This is a genomic window from Citrobacter sp. RHB35-C21 (assembly GCF_013816515.1).
GTDB classification, from domain to species: domain Bacteria; phylum Pseudomonadota; class Gammaproteobacteria; order Enterobacterales; family Enterobacteriaceae; genus Citrobacter; species Citrobacter braakii.
In genome coordinates this window covers 1,794,808-1,811,309 of the sequence record NZ_CP057147.1, presented here as the reverse complement: position 1 = coordinate 1,811,309, position 16,502 = coordinate 1,794,808, and the positions used below count along the sequence as shown (strand labels likewise).

14 protein-coding genes and 1 tRNA gene are annotated in these 16,502 nt (G+C 51.8%); 10 read left to right on the top strand and 5 right to left on the bottom strand.

The window, feature by feature from the left end; all coding sequences use genetic code 11:
- Positions 1 to 144: 144 nt before the first annotated feature.
- The 5 genes from HVZ39_RS08685 to yejF all read left to right on the top strand — a co-directional run bounded on the left by HVZ39_RS08685 (position 145) and on the right by yejF (position 7,329).
- Entirely contained in the window at positions 145 to 1,704 is a 1,560-nt protein-coding gene (locus HVZ39_RS08685; protein WP_016156997.1) for a cyclic di-GMP phosphodiesterase, read from the top strand.
- A gap of 99 nt (positions 1,705 to 1,803) precedes the next feature.
- The gene (locus HVZ39_RS08680; RefSeq protein ID WP_181633471.1) at positions 1,804 to 3,618 is read left to right on the top strand and encodes an extracellular solute-binding protein; all 1,815 of its coding nucleotides are present in this window, start codon (positions 1,804 to 1,806) and stop codon (positions 3,616 to 3,618) included.
- Positions 3,619 to 4,713: a microcin C ABC transporter permease YejB gene (locus tag HVZ39_RS08675; protein ID WP_016153751.1), complete on the top strand. Its 1,095-nt coding sequence runs from the start codon at positions 3,619 to 3,621 to the stop codon at positions 4,711 to 4,713.
- Positions 4,713 to 5,738, top strand: a complete 1,026-nt coding sequence (locus HVZ39_RS08670; protein WP_016153752.1) for an ABC transporter permease — start codon at positions 4,713 to 4,715, stop codon at positions 5,736 to 5,738. Before HVZ39_RS08675 ends, HVZ39_RS08670 begins: the two co-directional genes overlap by 1 nt.
- A 1-nt stretch (position 5,739) precedes the next feature.
- On the top strand, positions 5,740 to 7,329 hold the full coding sequence (gene yejF, locus HVZ39_RS08665; protein ID WP_047500955.1) for a microcin C ABC transporter ATP-binding protein YejF: 1,590 nt from the start codon (positions 5,740 to 5,742) through the stop codon (positions 7,327 to 7,329).
- 3 nt (positions 7,330 to 7,332) lie between these two features.
- On the opposite strand, the gene HVZ39_RS08660 is transcribed toward yejF, so the two are convergent.
- The 3 genes from HVZ39_RS08660 to rsuA form a co-directional block, all read right to left on the bottom strand.
- Complete coding sequence (locus tag HVZ39_RS08660; protein ID WP_029139605.1) at positions 7,333 to 7,677, bottom strand: YejG family protein; 345 nt, start codon at positions 7,675 to 7,677, stop codon at positions 7,333 to 7,335.
- A 333-nt stretch (positions 7,678 to 8,010) separates the two neighbouring features.
- Positions 8,011 to 9,201, bottom strand: coding sequence for a Bcr/CflA family multidrug efflux MFS transporter (locus HVZ39_RS08655; protein WP_016153755.1), 1,191 nt, complete (start codon positions 9,199 to 9,201; stop codon positions 8,011 to 8,013).
- A 15-nt stretch (positions 9,202 to 9,216) separates the two neighbouring features.
- Positions 9,217 to 9,924: a 16S rRNA pseudouridine(516) synthase RsuA gene (gene rsuA, locus HVZ39_RS08650; protein WP_016153756.1), complete on the bottom strand. Its 708-nt coding sequence runs from the start codon at positions 9,922 to 9,924 to the stop codon at positions 9,217 to 9,219.
- A 150-nt stretch (positions 9,925 to 10,074) separates the two neighbouring features.
- On the opposite strand from rsuA, the gene HVZ39_RS08645 reads away from it, so the two are divergent.
- Both HVZ39_RS08645 and rplY read left to right on the top strand, forming a co-directional pair.
- A complete protein-coding gene (locus HVZ39_RS08645; protein ID WP_032931694.1) occupies positions 10,075 to 11,835 on the top strand; it encodes a DEAD/DEAH box helicase in 1,761 nt (586 codons plus the stop codon).
- Between the two features lie 124 nt (positions 11,836 to 11,959).
- Positions 11,960 to 12,244: a 50S ribosomal protein L25 gene (gene rplY, locus HVZ39_RS08640; protein WP_016153758.1), complete on the top strand. Its 285-nt coding sequence runs from the start codon at positions 11,960 to 11,962 to the stop codon at positions 12,242 to 12,244.
- Positions 12,245 to 12,365: 121 nt separating this feature from the next.
- Here the strand turns inward: rplY and yejK are convergent, their stop codons facing one another.
- Positions 12,366 to 13,373, bottom strand: coding sequence for a nucleoid-associated protein YejK (yejK, locus tag HVZ39_RS08635; protein WP_016157002.1), 1,008 nt, complete (start codon positions 13,371 to 13,373; stop codon positions 12,366 to 12,368).
- 134 nt (positions 13,374 to 13,507) lie between these two features.
- Here yejK and HVZ39_RS08630 point away from each other — a divergent pair, with 134 nt between their 5' ends.
- The 3 genes from HVZ39_RS08630 to HVZ39_RS08620 all read left to right on the top strand — a co-directional run bounded on the left by HVZ39_RS08630 (position 13,508) and on the right by HVZ39_RS08620 (position 15,678).
- Entirely contained in the window at positions 13,508 to 13,735 is a 228-nt protein-coding gene (locus tag HVZ39_RS08630; RefSeq protein ID WP_003027506.1) for a YejL family protein, read from the top strand.
- Between the two features lie 31 nt (positions 13,736 to 13,766).
- Positions 13,767 to 15,527 carry an LPS biosynthesis-modulating metalloenzyme YejM gene (gene yejM, locus HVZ39_RS08625; protein WP_016153760.1) on the top strand — a complete coding sequence of 587 codons (1,761 nt, stop codon included), beginning with the start codon at positions 13,767 to 13,769 and terminating at the stop codon, positions 15,525 to 15,527.
- Positions 15,528 to 15,601: 74 nt separating this feature from the next.
- Positions 15,602 to 15,678 (top strand) — tRNA-Pro (locus tag HVZ39_RS08620).
- Between the two features lie 374 nt (positions 15,679 to 16,052).
- Here the strand turns inward: HVZ39_RS08620 and HVZ39_RS08615 are convergent.
- Positions 16,053 to 16,370, bottom strand: a complete 318-nt coding sequence (locus HVZ39_RS08615) for a hypothetical protein (RefSeq protein ID WP_181633470.1) — start codon at positions 16,368 to 16,370, stop codon at positions 16,053 to 16,055.
- Positions 16,371 to 16,502 lie beyond the last annotated feature (132 nt).

The following is a 16,502-nucleotide window of genomic DNA, read 5'->3' as shown; positions in this document are numbered from 1 at the left end:
CCTGATGAGACATTTTGAAAAGCACTGCTTCGGCGGTGCTTTTTTTTTGCTTTGTCTTGTGACTAAGAAAAATCTCACAAGGTGAGTCATTTCAGGTTATATTCATACAGAATAAGCGGTTAACTCAGGTAAACATAAGGAACTATGTTTAAACGCTCCTCTTCATCCAATCAGAAAATCCTGCTTTCCTGTATGTTAACGGGGCTTATCGTCGCGCTCCTGGTGAGTACCCTGCAATTTTTCGTGACCTGGCATAAACGAGACATTAAGTACGACACGCTTCTTTCCGATATCCAGAATTATGTCAGCAGCTACTTCGCCGATCTCAAATCCACCACAGATGACCTTCAGCCACTGGTCGCCAACAGTTGCCAACAAGTCGCTGCTCAACTGACCTCCAGCGCGGCCTTTAGCCTCAACGTTCGCGCATTTTTACTGGTCAAAAACGGCATTGCTTTCTGCTCCTCCGCAACGGGCGCAATGTTCACCCCGATTTTAGATCTGGTCCCAAGCCTCGATATCAGCAGAAATATTGATGTGGAATTACTCCCCGGTACACCCATGATGCCGAACAAGCCGGCGATAATGATTTGGCACCGGAACCCATCGTTCACTGATAGCGGCGTGTTTACCTCACTGAATATTAATCTGGCCCCTTATCTGCTTTATACCGCCCGACAGGATGATTTTAACGGTATTGCCATAGTCGTCGGTGATAACGCGATTTCAACATTTTCATCACGGATTATTGATGCCTCCGCTCTGCCCCACTCTCACTGGCGGCAGGCGACCCTGGAAGGTATTCCGCTACAGATTCGTTTATATGCTGATGAGTGGACCTATACCGACATCTGGTATTCGATTATGTTGGGATGCATGGCGGGGATTATTGCCGCACTTCTTCTCTGGTACTACATCTACACAATCCGTTTACGTCCGGGCAAAGATATCCTCAACGCTATCAAACATAACCAATTTTATGTGGTGTACCAGCCCGTCGTAGAGGTGCAGACACTGGAGGTGAAAGGTGTAGAGGTGTTATTACGCTGGAATCATCCAACAACGGGTGAGATCCCTCCGGATGCTTTTATTCACTACGCCGAATCCCAGAAAATGATTGTCCCGCTGACCCAGCATCTCTTTAAGTTGATAGCCCAGGACGCACCGATGCTGCAAAAAGTGTTACCCGCTGGAGCAAAATTGGGGATCAATATCGCGCCAACGCATCTGCACGGCGAGACGTTTAAAGACGACATTCATCACCTGCAGGCCTCGCTTCCCGCAAACCATTTCCAGATGGTGCTGGAAATCACCGAACGGGATATGCTTAATCAACACGAGGCCACAAAGCTTTTTGAATGGCTTCATTCCGCAGGTTTTGAAATTGCCATTGATGATTTTGGCACCGGTCATAGCGCGCTGATTTATCTGGAACGCTTTACCGTTGACTACCTGAAAATCGATCGCGGGTTTATTAACGCCATTGGAACAGAGACCCTGACCTCTCCGGTTCTGGACGCCGTGTTGACACTCTCTAAGCGTCTTAATATGCTGACGGTTGCTGAAGGGGTTGAAACGCCTGAGCAAGCCCGTTGGCTGCGCGATCGTGGAGTGCATTTTTTCCAGGGATACTGGATTAGCCGACCATTAAAACTTGCTGATTTCGTGCGTTGGATGGCGCAGCCCAATAAGCCGACGTGGTGATCGCAGTATGCGAATCATATACTCTCACTCGCCGCCACATCCCTTATCTTTCAGGCATGATGCCCGTCGGGTTGCGGCAGGAAAAGGAAATCGCTTTTAATGATCCCTCGCGTATTGCTGCTGTTTATCGCCCTCATCGGGTTTAGCGCCGAGGCGCAGTCCATCAAAGAAAGCTATGCTTTTGCCGTACTGGGCGAACCGAAGTACGCGTTTAACTTTAATCACTTTGATTACGTCAACCCTGCGGCCCCCAAAGGCGGGCAAATCATCCTCTCCGCCATCGGCACGTTCGATAACTTCAACCGCTATGCGATGCGCGGTAATCCCGGAGCACGTACCGAAACGCTTTACGATACGCTGTTTACTACCTCTGACGATGAACCTGGCAGCTATTATCCGCTCATCGCCGACAGCGCACGCTATGCTGATGACTATTCCTGGGTAGAAATCGCCATCAATCCGCGGGCGCGTTTTCACGATGGCTCCCCCATTACTGCCAGCGATGTCGCATTCACCTTCCACAAATTTATGACTGAAGGCGTGCCGCAATTTCGCCTGGTCTACAAGGGAACAACGGTAAAAGCGATCGCGCCATTAACCGTACGTATTGAATTAGCCAAACCGGGTAAAGAGGACATGCTCAGCCTGTTTTCATTACCCGTGATGCCAGAGAAGTACTGGAAAGATCATAAGCTCAGCGATCCCTTATCATCGCCTCCGCTCGCCAGCGGTCCTTATCGCATCACGAAATGGAAGATGGGTCAGTACATTGTCTATTCGCGCGTCAACGATTATTGGGCCGCTAATCTGCCCGTCAACCGTGGCCGCTGGAACTTTGATACCATCCGCTACGACTACTATCTGGATGACAACGTCGCCTTTGAAGCGTTTAAGGCCGGAGCGTTTGACCTGCGTCTTGAAAACGATGCCAAAAACTGGGCGACACGTTATACCGGTAAAAATTTCGCGAATCATTACATCATCAAAGATGAGCAAAAAAACGAATCCGCCCAGGATACGCGTTGGCTGGCGTTTAATATTCAGCGCCCGGTGTTCAGCGACCGACGGGTGCGAGAAGCCATCACCCTGGCCTTTGATTTTGAATGGATGAATAAAGCTCTGTTCTATAACGCCTGGAGTCGGACCAACAGCTATTTTCAGAATACCGAGTATGCCGCTAAAAATTACCCCGATGCGGATGAACTGGTGATACTTGCGCCCTTGAAAAAAGATCTCCCTCCTGAGGTCTTCAGCCAAATTTATCAGCCGCCGAAATCAAAAGGCGATGGCTACGATCGTGACAACCTGTTGAAAGCCGATGCCTTACTGGAGCAGGCCGGATGGGTACTTAAGGGACAACAGCGCGTAAACAGCGCCAACGGTAAACCCCTGAGCTTTGAACTGTTGCTCCCGGCGGGCAGTAACAGTCAGTGGGTGCTGCCGTTCCAGCACAACCTGCAGCGCTTAGGCATTACAATGAACATCCGCCAGGTTGATAACTCACAAATCACAAACCGGCTGCGCAGTCGTGACTATGACATGATGCCGAGATTGTATCGCGCAATGCCGTGGCCAAGTTCGGACCTGCAAATTCTCTGGGCCTCTGAATATATTGACTCCAGCTATAACGCCCCGGGCGTGCAAAACCCGGTGATTGATAAACTGATCAACCAAATCATCACGGCGCAGGGTGATAAAGCCAAACTAATCCCACTCGGTCGGGCACTGGACAGGGTATTAACGTGGAACTACTACATGTTGCCGATGTGGTTTATGGCAGAGGATCGCATCGCCTGGTGGGATAAGTTTTCGCATCCAGCTATTCGCCCCATTTATACCATTGGTCTCGACAACTGGTGGTACGACGTTAACAAAGCGGCGAAACTGCCAGCAGCCAGACGGCAGGGAGAATAAATGGGCGCTTATCTGATTCGACGTCTGCTACTGGTGATCCCAACGCTTTGGGCCATCATCACCATCAACTTTTTTATCGTGCAGATTGCCCCCGGTGGTCCGGTTGAGCAGGCCGTCGCCGCTATTGAGTTCGGACAAAGCGGGGCATTACCCGGCGCGGGTAGTGAAGGCATTCGCGCCAGCCACGCGCAAACCGGCGTCGGCAATATCAGCGACAGTAATTACCGAGGCGGCCGTGGTCTTGACCCGGAAGTGATCGCCGAAATCACTCGCCGTTACGGGTTCGATAAGCCCATTCATGAGCGTTATTTCAAAATGCTCTGGGACTATATTCGTTTCGATTTCGGCGACAGTCTGTTTCGTAGCGCCTCAGTGCTGACGCTTATCAAAGATAGCCTGCCTGTTTCCGTCACGCTGGGGCTATGGAGTACGCTCATTATCTATCTGGTGTCGATACCGCTTGGGATCCGCAAAGCCGTTCACAACGGCAGCCGATTTGATGTCTGGAGCAGCGCATTCATTATTATTGGCTATGCCATACCGGCCTTTTTGTTTGCGATTTTACTGATCGTCTTTTTTGCCGGGGGCAGCTATTACGACCTGTTCCCGCTTCGCGGACTGGTTTCCGCCAATTTTGATTCCCTGCCCTGGTATCAGAAAGTGACCGACTACCTTTGGCATATTACCCTGCCAGTGCTGGCGACGGTGGTTGGGGGGTTTGCCGCGCTAACCATGCTGACCAAAAACTCATTTCTGGATGAGGTACGCAAACAGTATGTCGTCACCGCGCGCGCCAAAGGGGTCAGCGAGAAAAACATTCTGTGGAAACATGTGTTTCGCAATGCCATGTTGCTGGTAATCGCTGGCTTCCCGGCAACGTTTATCAGCATGTTTTTTACCGGTTCGCTGCTGATTGAAGTGATGTTTTCGCTTAACGGTCTGGGACTACTGGGTTATGAATCCACCGTATCACGTGACTACCCGGTAATGTTTGGCACGCTCTATATCTTCACCCTGATCGGTCTGCTGCTGAATATCCTCAGCGACATCAGCTATACGCTGGTCGATCCCCGTATTGATTTTGAGGGACGCTAATGTCGCGATTAAGCCCCGTCAATCAGGCCCGCTGGGCGCGTTTTCGCCATAACCGTCGCGGCTATTGGTCGCTGTGGATTTTTCTACTGCTCTTCGGCCTTAGCCTGTGTTCAGAACTGATTGCCAATGATAAGCCGCTACTGGTGCGCTACGACAGTAGCTGGTATTTCCCCTTGTTCAAAAACTACAGTGAAAGCGACTTCGGCGGACCATTGGCGACCCAGGCTGATTATCAGGATCCGTGGTTACAGCAGCGCCTGGAAAACCGGGGCTGGATCCTGTGGGCGCCGATACGCTTTGGAGCCACCAGCATTAACTTTGCCACCGATAAGCCCTTCCCTTCCCCGCCTTCTGCACAAAACTGGCTGGGAACGGACGCCAACGGTGGTGATGTGCTGGCACGGATCCTCTACGGCACACGTATTTCTGTCCTGTTCGGATTAATGCTAACCCTGTGCTCCAGCGTGATGGGGATCATGGCTGGCGCAATCCAGGGCTATTATGGCGGCAAGGTGGATTTGTGGGGGCAACGATTCATTGAGGTTTGGTCAGGTATGCCAACGCTGTTTTTGATCATACTGCTGTCGAGCGTGGTCCAGCCAAACTTCTGGTGGCTACTGGGCATTACCGTGCTGTTTGGCTGGATGAGCCTGGTTGGCGTGGTACGCGCGGAATTTTTACGTACCCGAAACTTTGATTACATTCGTGCCGCTCAGGCGCTCGGCGTGAGCGATCGCAGTATTATTCTGCGCCATATGCTGCCCAATGCGATGGTCGCCGCCCTGACCTTTTTACCGTTTATATTATGCGCCTCGATCACCACTCTGACCTCGCTGGATTTTCTTGGCTTCGGCTTACCGCTTGGCTCGCCATCGCTGGGAGAACTCCTGTTACAGGGTAAAAACAACCTGCAGGCACCGTGGCTTGGCATCACCGCGTTCATCTCCGTTGCCCTGCTATTATCGCTACTGATATTTATTGGTGAAGCGGTACGCGACGCGTTCGATCCCAACAAGGCGATTTAAGATGACACAACCACTGTTAGCTATTGAAAATTTATCGGTAGGTTTTCGCCAACAGGAGACCGTGCGCACCGTGGTCAATACCCTCTCACTGAGGGTTGAAGCCGGGCAAACTCTGGCGCTGGTGGGCGAGTCCGGTTCGGGTAAAAGCGTGACCGCACTTTCTATTCTACGGTTATTACCGACCCCTCCCGCAGTCTACCTTTCCGGCGACATCCGTTTTCATGGTGAATCATTGCTTCATGCCGATGAGCAGACGCTTCGCGGCGTTCGCGGGAATAAAATCGCCATGATTTTCCAGGAACCAATGGTGTCGCTAAACCCGCTTCACAACCTGGAAAAACAGCTGTATGAAGTGCTGTCGCTGCATCGGGGAATGCGTCGGGAGGCCGCGCGGGCAGAAATACTGACCTGTCTGGATCGGGTCGGCATCCGTCAGGCGGCCAAACGTCTCGCAGACTATCCGCACCAGCTATCCGGCGGTGAACGCCAGCGCGTGATGATCGCCATGGCGCTGCTTACGCGACCGGAGCTGCTTATTGCCGATGAACCGACCACCGCGCTGGATGTCTCCGTACAGGCGCAAATCCTGCAGCTGCTGCGGGAGCTACAGCGCGAGCTGAACATGGGATTACTGTTTATCACCCACAACCTCAGCATTGTGAAAAAACTCGCCGATACCGTTGCGGTGATGCAAAACGGCCAGTGCGTTGAGCAAAATCGAGCAGCACAGCTGCTCACTGCGCCAACACATCCCTACACGCAGAAATTGTTAAACAGCGAACCTTCCGGCGATCCGGTGCCTGTACCTGCCGGGCAAGCTCCATTGCTGGAAGTGGAAAAACTCTGCGTCGCCTTCCCCATCCGTAAAGGTATCCTGAAGCGCGTGGTGGACCATAACGTTGTGGTTAACAACGTCAGTTTTTCCCTCCGGCCCGGTGAAACGCTGGGGCTGGTCGGGGAGTCAGGATCGGGGAAAAGCACTACCGGGCTGGCGCTACTGAGGTTAATCACCTCACAGGGAAGCATTGTGTTCGATGGCCTGGCGCTGCATACCTTAAATCGCCGCCAGCTGTTACCGGTACGTCACCGCATTCAGGTCGTGTTTCAGGATCCCAACTCCTCGCTGAACCCGCGCCTGAGCGTGCTACAGATTATTGAGGAGGGACTGCGCGTTCATCAGCCAACCCTGTCAGCCGAGCAGCGCGAAGCGCAGGTGAAAGCGGTAATGGCGGAAGTGGGACTGGATAGCGAAACGCGGCATCGTTACCCGGCGGAGTTTTCCGGCGGTCAACGTCAACGTATAGCCATTGCCAGAGCCTTGATTCTCAAGCCTTCCCTGATCATTCTGGATGAACCAACATCGTCGCTCGACAGAACCGTACAGGCGCAAATCCTGACGTTATTAAAGTCTTTACAGGAAAAGCATCGCCTGGCTTATATCTTTATCAGCCATGATTTGCACGTAGTACGCGCGTTATGCCATCAGGTTATTGTGCTAAGGCAGGGAGAGGTCGTGGAGCAAGGACAATGCGAGCACGTATTTAACGCGCCACAGCAGGCATATACGCGTCAGCTGCTCGCGCTAAGCTGACGCTCAAAACGGATTGTTATTTGAAAACGGCTCTGCGATGGCCACGCCGAAATTTTTCAGTCTGCAGGTCGCGGCAAATTCATCCTGACGATTCACAAACAGGCACGGCTCTCCTTCGCATTCCAACACGGAACAAGGTACCTCAATGTCGCTGAGGGCCTGGCTGAGTTTATGCATGACTGACCACGCGCTGTCACCATCAGGGCTAAGCAATTTGAGCGCCACCAGGCTGTTCTCATTGCTCTGACCGTTTTGCGGAATCGGTTCAACCTTTGAACCTGCGAAACCCACCGACCAACGATAGCACTGTGGCAGACGATGAACGATTGAGAGTTGTAATGTCATCACTTTCTTTCCCTGGAAGTACAATCACTTCACAATTATTTTACATCAATATTAACACATCATTGACAATACGTCTTTAAACAGTTCGTAAACGTTTACACCCTGACTTTATGCCACTTTCCGAACCAAATATTTAAATTTATTCAACGGTTCTGGCATATTTCCGCGCTATATGTACTCGTTTCTGCGATCTAACTCAACCTTTTTAACTACAATGATGTGACTTTTTACATAAATTGATTTTACATAAAATAAACATAAGCGGGGAAATTGATAGATTTTCGGTTGATGTACATCAACTCTGGAGGCCCTATCGCCCCCAGGTTGTGTAATAGATCACCGTTTTTTGGCGCGGCTGGCGTAGAGATAGAAGAGAATTGAGCAGGTAGCGCAAAACGCTATCGACCAGATCATCGGCCAGGCCGAGTTAAAGGTCGCCAGTGACAGCAGCGCCCCAACGATGGCGCCAATGCCAAAACGGAACGTCCCTGCCAGCGATGACGCCGTTCCCGCCATATGCGGAAATTCATCCAGAATGACCGCCATGGCGTTGGATGACACCATCGACACGCAGCCAACAAACGCCGCAACGCCCACCACCAGCGCCCAGAAACCAACCCCGAACAGTGCGCTAAAGACCATCCAGCCCGCCATCACGAATTGGATCCACAGGCCAGTACGGAACATATTCAACGCCCCAACCCGACGAACAAAGCGGCTGTTGATGATGGTCATCACAAACAGGAAAACAATGTTCAGCGCGAAGTAATAGCCGAAATGCTGCGGTGAAACGTGGTTGATCTCAATGTAAACAAAAGGTCCGGCGCTCAGGAACGAGAACATCCCGGCAAAACTAAACCCACTGGCCAGCATATAGCTCAGTACACGCTTGTGGCGAAACAGCGAGGCAAAGTTGCCGAGAGTAGTACGCAAGCGAAACGGCTGGCGGCGCTCAACCGGCAAGGTCTCTTTGATCAGCGTAAAGATCATCACCGACGCCAGAATAGCCGCCACGGCGAGGATCCAAAAGATGTAGTGCCAGCTCAGCCATACCAATACCCAGCCGCCCACGATGGGTGCCAGTAAGGGTGCAATTGTCGTGACCAGCATGACAAATGACATCATGCGCGAAAACTCTTCCTTCGGATAGATATCGCGCATCAGGGCGTTGATAACCACGCTCGCCGCAGCCGCAGCCAGACCATGGAAGAAACGCATCACGATCAGTTGATCGATAGTTTGTGCCAGCGCACAGGCAACTGCCGCCGCCGCAAACACCAGCGTCCCGCCCAGAATCACCGGCTTGCGCCCAATGCTGTCAGCCATTGGACCATAGAGTAACTGCCCCACCGCGAACCCAAGAATATAGGTACTGAGGGTCATCTGCGCGCTACCTGCAGGCACACCAAACTGTTCAGAGATAACAGGTAGTGCCGGAAGATACATATCAATCGACAACGGCATCAGCATGGCTAACAAGCCAAGGATAAAGACAATGGCAATTGACGAGTTCTGCCGGGTGGTCACATTTAGCTCCTGAAATTAACGCGGGGTTAAGTTAACGCTGGCGATTTCTTCTTCGGTCAATGGACGGTATTCACCCGGCTCCAGATCCTCATCAAGCTTGATGTCACCAATCCGTTCACGGTGCAGTTCCACAACGTGGTTACCTACGGCGGCAAACATACGTTTAACCTGATGATAGCGCCCTTCGCTGATGGTCAATCGCACCTGAGTTGGCGTAATAACCTCCAGCACGGCCGGTTTGGTCAGGTCTTTCTCATTATGCAGTTGTACGCCATGGGCAAACTGTTCGGCGGTGTCATCTGCCACCGGCGACTCCAGCGTCACCAGATAGGTTTTCTCACAATGGTGACGTGGCGAAGTGATGCGATGCGACCACTGTCCGTCATCGGTCATCAGCACCAGTCCGGTGGTGTCGATATCCAGACGCCCTGCCGCATGCAGTTTGTAGGCAACCGGCTCATCAAGGAAATAGAGCACTGTCGGGTGATCCGGGTCATCCGTTGAACAAACATAACCCTGAGGTTTATTCAGCATAAAATAGCGCGGGCCATTTTGTTGAATCAGGGAATTACCGTCATATTCTACGTCGTGTTCTGGCAGCAGCTTAAAGGCACTGTTTTTGACGATTTCACCGTCGACGGTAACGCGGTTAGCACGGATCTCACGCCCGGCAATAGCGCGGCTGACGCCGAGTTGCTGAGCGATAAATTTATCAAGTCGCATGAGTGTGATTTTTGCCTGTAAAAAACAAGAAGCGGGATTGCGCCCGAAAAGTGGGACGATTATCCGCCCAGTATAGCGGCGTTACACCATCCCTCAAGGGAAATGATTCATGGCATACTATACATTGTTGCTGCTTACCTTAATGAGCCCATGATTTTTACTCTTCGCCCGTACCAAAAAGAAGCCGTGGATGCCACGCTCAACCATTTCCGCCACCATCGCACGCCAGCGGTTATCGTCCTGCCAACCGGTGCGGGAAAAAGCCTGGTGATTGCTGAACTGGCCCGCGTGGCGCGTGGTCGCGTGCTGATACTGGCGCACGTTAAAGAACTGGTCGCGCAAAACCATGCCAAATATCGCGCGTTGGGGCTGGAAGCCGATATTTTTGCCGCAGGTCTGAAGCGTAAAGAGAGCCACGGGAAAGTGGTATTTGGCAGCGTACAGTCGGTAGCGCGTAATCTTGACGCCTTTCAGGGAGAATTCTCGCTGCTTATCGTCGATGAATGTCACCGTATTGGTGATGATGACGAGAGTCAATATCAGCAAATCCTCACTCACCTGACCAAAGTAAATCCCCACTTACGCCTGCTCGGGCTTACTGCCACTCCTTTTCGTTTGGGCAAAGGCTGGATTTATCACTTTCATTATCACGGTATGGTGCGCGGCGATGAAAAAGCGCTGTTTCGTGACTGCATTTATGAATTACCGTTGCGTTACATGATTAAACACGGCTACCTGACGCCGCCAGAACGCCTCGACATGCCGGTAGTGCAGTATGACTTCAGCCGCCTGCAGGCACAGAGTAACGGCCTGTTTAGCGAAACGGATCTCAATCAGGAACTGAAAAAGCAGCAGCGAATAACGCCGCATATCATCAGCCAGATTGTCGAGTTTGCCCAGACGCGCAAAGGGGTGATGATTTTCGCCGCCACAGTGGAGCACGCCAAAGAAATCCTGGGCCTGCTGCCTGCTGACGATGCCGCGCTAATCACCGGAGACACGCCTGGCGCAGAGCGTGATGTGCTGATTGAAGAGTTCAAAGCCCAGCGCTTTCGCTATCTGGTGAATGTGTCGGTCCTGACCACTGGCTTCGATGCCCCGCACGTCGACCTTATCGCCATTCTGCGCCCGACGGAGTCAGTTAGCCTTTACCAACAAATTGTCGGTCGCGGCCTGCGCCTGGCGCCGGGTAAAACCGACTGTCTGATCCTCGATTATGCCGGTAACCCGCACGATCTTTATGCGCCGGAAGTGGGGGCGCCGAAAGGGAAAAGCGATAACGTTCCGGTGCAGGTGTTCTGTCCCGCCTGCGGGTTTGCAAACACCTTCTGGGGCAAAACAACGGCAGACGGCACGCTGATTGAACACTTTGGCCGCCGCTGTCAGGGGTGGTTTGAAGATGATGACGGCCATCGCGAACAGTGCGATTTTCGTTTTCGTTTTAAAAACTGCCCACAATGCAACGCGGAAAATGATATCGCCGCCCGCCGCTGTCGGGAGTGCGACACGGTGCTGGTTGACCCGGATGACATGCTGAAAGCCGCGCTCAGGCTCAAAGATGCGCTGGTCCTGCGCTGTAGCGGCATGGTGTTACAAAACGGCCAGGATGAAAAAGGCGAATGGCTAAAAATCACCTATTACGATGAAGATGGTGCCGACGTTAGCGAACGCTTTCGCCTGCATACTCCCGCGCAACGTACGGCTTTCGAGCAACTGTTTATTCGCCCGCACACCCGAACGCCCGGCATTCCCTTACGCTGGATAACCGCCGCCGATATCCTCGCCCAGCAGGCGCTGTTACGTCATCCTGATTTCGTGGTGGCGCGCATGAAAGGTCAGTACTGGCAGGTCCGTGAAAAGGTCTTCGATTATGAAGGACGCTATCGTCGGGCACATGAATTACGCGGTTAATCGTACTTTTGATTGATGTACCAGCCGTTTAAGTATAGAATCTCGCCCGCTTTTGCATACGCAAAGCAGATCACTTACCTGTTGCTGGGTCGCCTGTAGCAGGAATTATTAAAGAGAGATTTAAATGTTTACTATCAACGCTGAAGTACGTAAAGAGCAGGGTAAGGGTGCGAGCCGCCGCCTGCGTGCCGCTAACAAGTTCCCGGCAATCATCTATGGTGGCGCAGAAGCCCCGGTTGCTATCGAACTGGATCACGATGCAGTTATGAACATGCAAGCTAAAGCTGAATTCTACAGCGAAGTTCTGACCATCGTTGTTGACGGTAAAGAAGTGAAAGTTAAAGCTCAGGCAGTACAGCGTCACCCGTTCAAGCCGAAGCTGGCACACATCGACTTCGTTCGCGCATAATCGCCTACAAGTTGAAGAAAAACCCCGCCTCGGCGGGGTTTTTTTATGGGATTTTGTTGGCGGTAAAGATGAATCACACAGGCCGGATGGGGGCGTTAACGCCCCCATCCGGCAAACGGCTTTATTTCCCGCCCGAAGTACGACGCTGTAGCTGATCTCGCAGGTTCGGCGGCGTACCTTTGATGGTCAAAGTATCTGTGGCTGGATCCCAGAAAATACGCTCACCCAGTAACATGGCGTCGAAGTTGATGGTTAACCCGCCGCCGCTTCCGGCAAATTTGGTTAACTGACGCAGCGTGCTGCGATCCGCCGGGAAGCTCTCTTCCAGCTCGTAGCCTTTATCAGCGGTAAATTCGCTGAAGCTGACTTCACTGACGCCGGAAAGCTCTTTGGACAGCGACTCCAACTCGATCTCTTCACCGGCCTGCAGTTGCTCGTTGCAGTAGCTGTACACCTGCTGACGCACGTTCTGGCGTTCAGCTTTATCGAGTTGCGCCTCGGCGGTAAAGTCATCGACCGCCTGCAACAGGCCGCGGTTTTGCGCTTTGGCGTTAAGCCCCTCGCTGGCGCCCAGGAAGTCCATAAAGAAATCGGCGACTTTGCGCCCTACCCGCCCTTTCAGGAACGTCAGATAGCGCGTGGACTCCGGGTTGGTTTCCCACTCGGTTAAATCAATACGCGCCACGATATCCGCATGATTGATATCCAGATAGTGCGTCGGGTTGATATCCAGATTTTCATTGACGCGCATACTGCTTAAATTGTTCAGCACGGCGACCAGCAGATACTCTACCGCCAGATAGCGGTAATGGCAGAACAGGACAATGCCGCCATCGGCAAAAGGATATTTTGCCAGTTCGTCCCGCAAGCGCCCTGTCGCTGCACGACTAAAGGCCAGAAAATCCTCTTCGCCCTGACGCTGTAAACGCAGCGTTTGCGCCAGTTCACTCTCTGCGCTAAACAGGCCATAAGCTTTATTCTTGGCGCTGTACACCCGATGCAACTCAGCCATCATATCGACAACGGTCGCTGTCGGTTCCAGTAATGAATCGCGCAAGACCAGCTCAAGGTTCTGCTCGTCACGTTTGATAAGCTGGTGCAGGGCAATCTGGTTGATATCCAGACTCATGATAAACTCTCCTTTTAGACCGGGCGGTATTCAACCACCTGCCGGGCAGTGACGCAATAGAAGATAAAAAAGCAGAAAAAAAACTGTCTGTACGGTAATATGTTGCCCTTTCATGAACAGACTGATTTCGATTTATGCCACAAATTTCCCGCTATAGTGACGAACACGTTGAACAACTGCTGAATGAGATGCTCAACGTACTGGAAAAACATAAGGCGCCGACCGACCTTTCCCTGATGGTACTGGGAAATATGGTGACTAACCTTATCAATACAAGCATCGCACCGGCCCAGCGCCAGGCGATTGCCAACTCTTTTGCCCGCGCATTGCAGTCTTCGGTAAACGACGACCAAGCGCATTAAGAGCCTGCTCCGGGGAAACGAACAACAGTTTATGGTAACTCATCGTCAACGCTACCGTGAGAAAGTCTCCCAGATGGTTAGCTGGGGGCACTGGTTTGCCTTGTTCAACATTCTGTTGGCCATGGTGCTCGGTAGCCGTTACCTGTTTGTCGCCGACTGGCCGACAACCCTTGCAGGTCGTGTTTATTCCTACCTGAGCGTTGTCGGGCATTTTAGCTTTCTGGTGTTCGCCACCTATCTGCTGATCCTGTTTCCCCTGACGTTTATCGTCATGTCCCAGAGGCTGATGCGATTCTTATCAGCTATTCTGGCGACGGCTGGCATGACGCTGTTGCTAATCGACAGCGAAGTTTTCACCCGCTTCCACCTGCATCTCAATCCAATCGTCTGGGAACTGGTCATCAACCCAGACCAGAATGAAGCGGCGCGTGACTGGCAGCTGATGTTTATCAGCGTACCGGTTATTCTGTTAATTGAAATGCTGTTTGCGACCTGGAGCTGGCAAAAGCTGCGCAGCCTGACGCGTCGTCGCCATTTTGCCAAACCGTTAGCAGCATTCTTCTTCGTTTCCTTTATCGCCTCGCACGTGGTGTATATCTGGGCGGATGCCAATTTTTATCGCCCGATTACCATGCAGCGTGCGAATCTGCCGCTCTCCTACCCGATGACGGCACGTAAATTCCTGGAAAAACATGGCCTGCTGGATGCGCAAGAGTATCAGCGACGCCTGATCGAACAGGGCAATCCAGAAGCGGTTTCCGTGCAGTACCCGCTCAGCGAACTGCGCTATCGCGATATGGGCACCGGTCAGAACGTGCTGCTTATTACCGTCGACGGTCTGAACTACTCACGCTTTGAAAAACAGATGCCTGCGCTGGCTGAATTCGCCGGGCAGAATATCTCGTTTACGCGTCACATGAGCTCAGGCAATACCACGGATAATGGCATCTTTGGCCTGTTCTATGGTGTCTCGCCAAGCTACATGGACGGCATTTTGTCGACCCGTACGCCTGCGGCGCTGATTACTGCACTGAACCAGCAGGGTTACCAGTTAGGGCTATTCTCCTCGGATGGCTTTACCAGCCCGCTGTATCGCCAGGCGCTGCTGTCAGACTTCTCCATGCCAAGCGTACAAACGCAATCTGACGAACAAACCGCAAGTCAGTGGATTAACTGGCTGGGGCGCTACGCGCAGGAAGATAACCGCTGGTTCTCGTGGGTCTCCTTTAACGGGACGAACCTTGATAACAGCAACCAGAAGAACTTTGCCAAACGCTATGCCAGCGCCGCTCAGGATGTGGATGCCAATATTAACCGTATTCTTAGTGCCCTGCGCGACTCCGGTAAACTGAACAACACGGTGGTGATTATTACCGCAGGTCGGGGCGTGCCGCTGACTCAGGAAGAGAACAATTTTGCCTGGTCGCGTGGCCATCTGCAGGTTCCGCTGGTTATTCACTGGCCGGGAACGCCTGCCCAACGCATCAATAGCCTGACCGATCATACAGACCTGATGACAACGCTCATGCAGCGCCTGCTGCACGTCAGCACGCCTGCTAACGAATACTCGCAGGGGCAGGATCTGTTCAATGCAAACCGCCGCCATTACTGGGTTACCGCCGCCGACGGCAGCACGATGGCAGTTACGACGCCAGAGATGACGCTGGTGCTGAACAACAACGGTAATTATCAGACCTATGATTTACGCGGCGAAAAAATAAAAGATCAGAAACCGCAGCTAAGCCTGCTGCTACAGGTTCTGACGGATGAGAAACGATTTATTGCTAACTGATTAATTATAAATCACTTAGCGATGCTTCCCCTTGCATTCGCAGCGGAAAGCAGTAGTATTAGCAGCCATAGCGTCGGCACGTAGCGCAGCCTGGTAGCGCACCGTCATGGGGTGTCGGGGGTCGGAGGTTCAAATCCTCTCGTGCCGACCAATTAACACCCTATTTTCAACAAGTTAGTTATGTTGTTGGAAATCTAATCGGGGCTAGGATTTTGTGTATGCACACTTGATCTTTTGCCCCGACACTTCTACATAAATCCCTTGCATTGTCAATTCGCACTTTGTGAAGTTCATTACAAATATTACGCCACTATGACAGGTGCAAAAAACCATACTTCCAGTTCATTACGGCATGAGCTATCAGGCTGCGCTACGTGCCGAAAAAATCAATCGAGCTTTTCAGCCCTCAACACTGTGAAGAGCAGGACACTGTAAAAGGGAATTTATTTGAGGAGAATCAAAACCGCAGAACCCCACAGGAACATTTCTATGGGGCGGCATTGATATTCTTGAATGGAGTACAAATCAATAGGTGTTACACACAACGCCATTACCCATAGGGTTGCAGGTTGTCGTAGTCATAGTCGGTGCTGCTTGTTGCTGCTGCTGTTGCACTGCTTGTTGCTGCTGCATTTGCTGGTTCGCCGCATTCAATCCATTCGTAAGACCTTGCATATCAGCGGCAGCGTAACAAGCCGCCTTATCACCGCTATCGCACATCGCCATCACCTGACCAACTGATTTAAAAGCATAACGACTGTTCCACATGCTATTAGGGTCATTTGTACAACCGCTGAGTACAACTAAAGAAACTGCCGCCACCATCAATAGCTTAATCTTCATTTTTATTAACACCTAAGGAATTACCCAGACACTGTAAATTAATGTAAATCGAAACAATTTGTAAAGTTGTGATCTGAATCAATAAAAAATAATTAATCACGCTCCGTAAATACATAACCCATACACTGTAAA

Bases quoted from the DNA above. Each gene is read 5' to 3' on its own strand.
- HVZ39_RS08685 (WP_016156997.1), top strand. From the start codon at position 145: ATGTTTAAACGCTCCTCTTCATCCAATCAGAAAATCCTGCTTTCCTGT.
- HVZ39_RS08680 (WP_181633471.1), top strand. From the start codon at position 1,804: ATGATCCCTCGCGTATTGCTGCTGTTTATCGCCCTCATCGGGTTTAGC.
- HVZ39_RS08675 (WP_016153751.1), top strand. From the start codon at position 3,619: ATGGGCGCTTATCTGATTCGACGTCTGCTACTGGTGATCCCAACGCTT.
- HVZ39_RS08670 (WP_016153752.1), top strand. From the start codon at position 4,713: ATGTCGCGATTAAGCCCCGTCAATCAGGCCCGCTGGGCGCGTTTTCGC.
- yejF (WP_047500955.1), top strand. From the start codon at position 5,740: ATGACACAACCACTGTTAGCTATTGAAAATTTATCGGTAGGTTTTCGC.
- rsuA (WP_016153756.1), bottom strand. From the start codon at position 9,924: ATGCGACTTGATAAATTTATCGCTCAGCAACTCGGCGTCAGCCGCGCT.
- HVZ39_RS08645 (WP_032931694.1), top strand. From the start codon at position 10,075: ATGATTTTTACTCTTCGCCCGTACCAAAAAGAAGCCGTGGATGCCACG.
- rplY (WP_016153758.1), top strand. From the start codon at position 11,960: ATGTTTACTATCAACGCTGAAGTACGTAAAGAGCAGGGTAAGGGTGCG.
- yejK (WP_016157002.1), bottom strand. From the start codon at position 13,373: ATGAGTCTGGATATCAACCAGATTGCCCTGCACCAGCTTATCAAACGT.
- HVZ39_RS08630 (WP_003027506.1), top strand. From the start codon at position 13,508: ATGCCACAAATTTCCCGCTATAGTGACGAACACGTTGAACAACTGCTG.
- yejM (WP_016153760.1), top strand. From the start codon at position 13,767: ATGGTAACTCATCGTCAACGCTACCGTGAGAAAGTCTCCCAGATGGTT.
- HVZ39_RS08615 (WP_181633470.1), bottom strand. From the start codon at position 16,370: ATGAAGATTAAGCTATTGATGGTGGCGGCAGTTTCTTTAGTTGTACTC.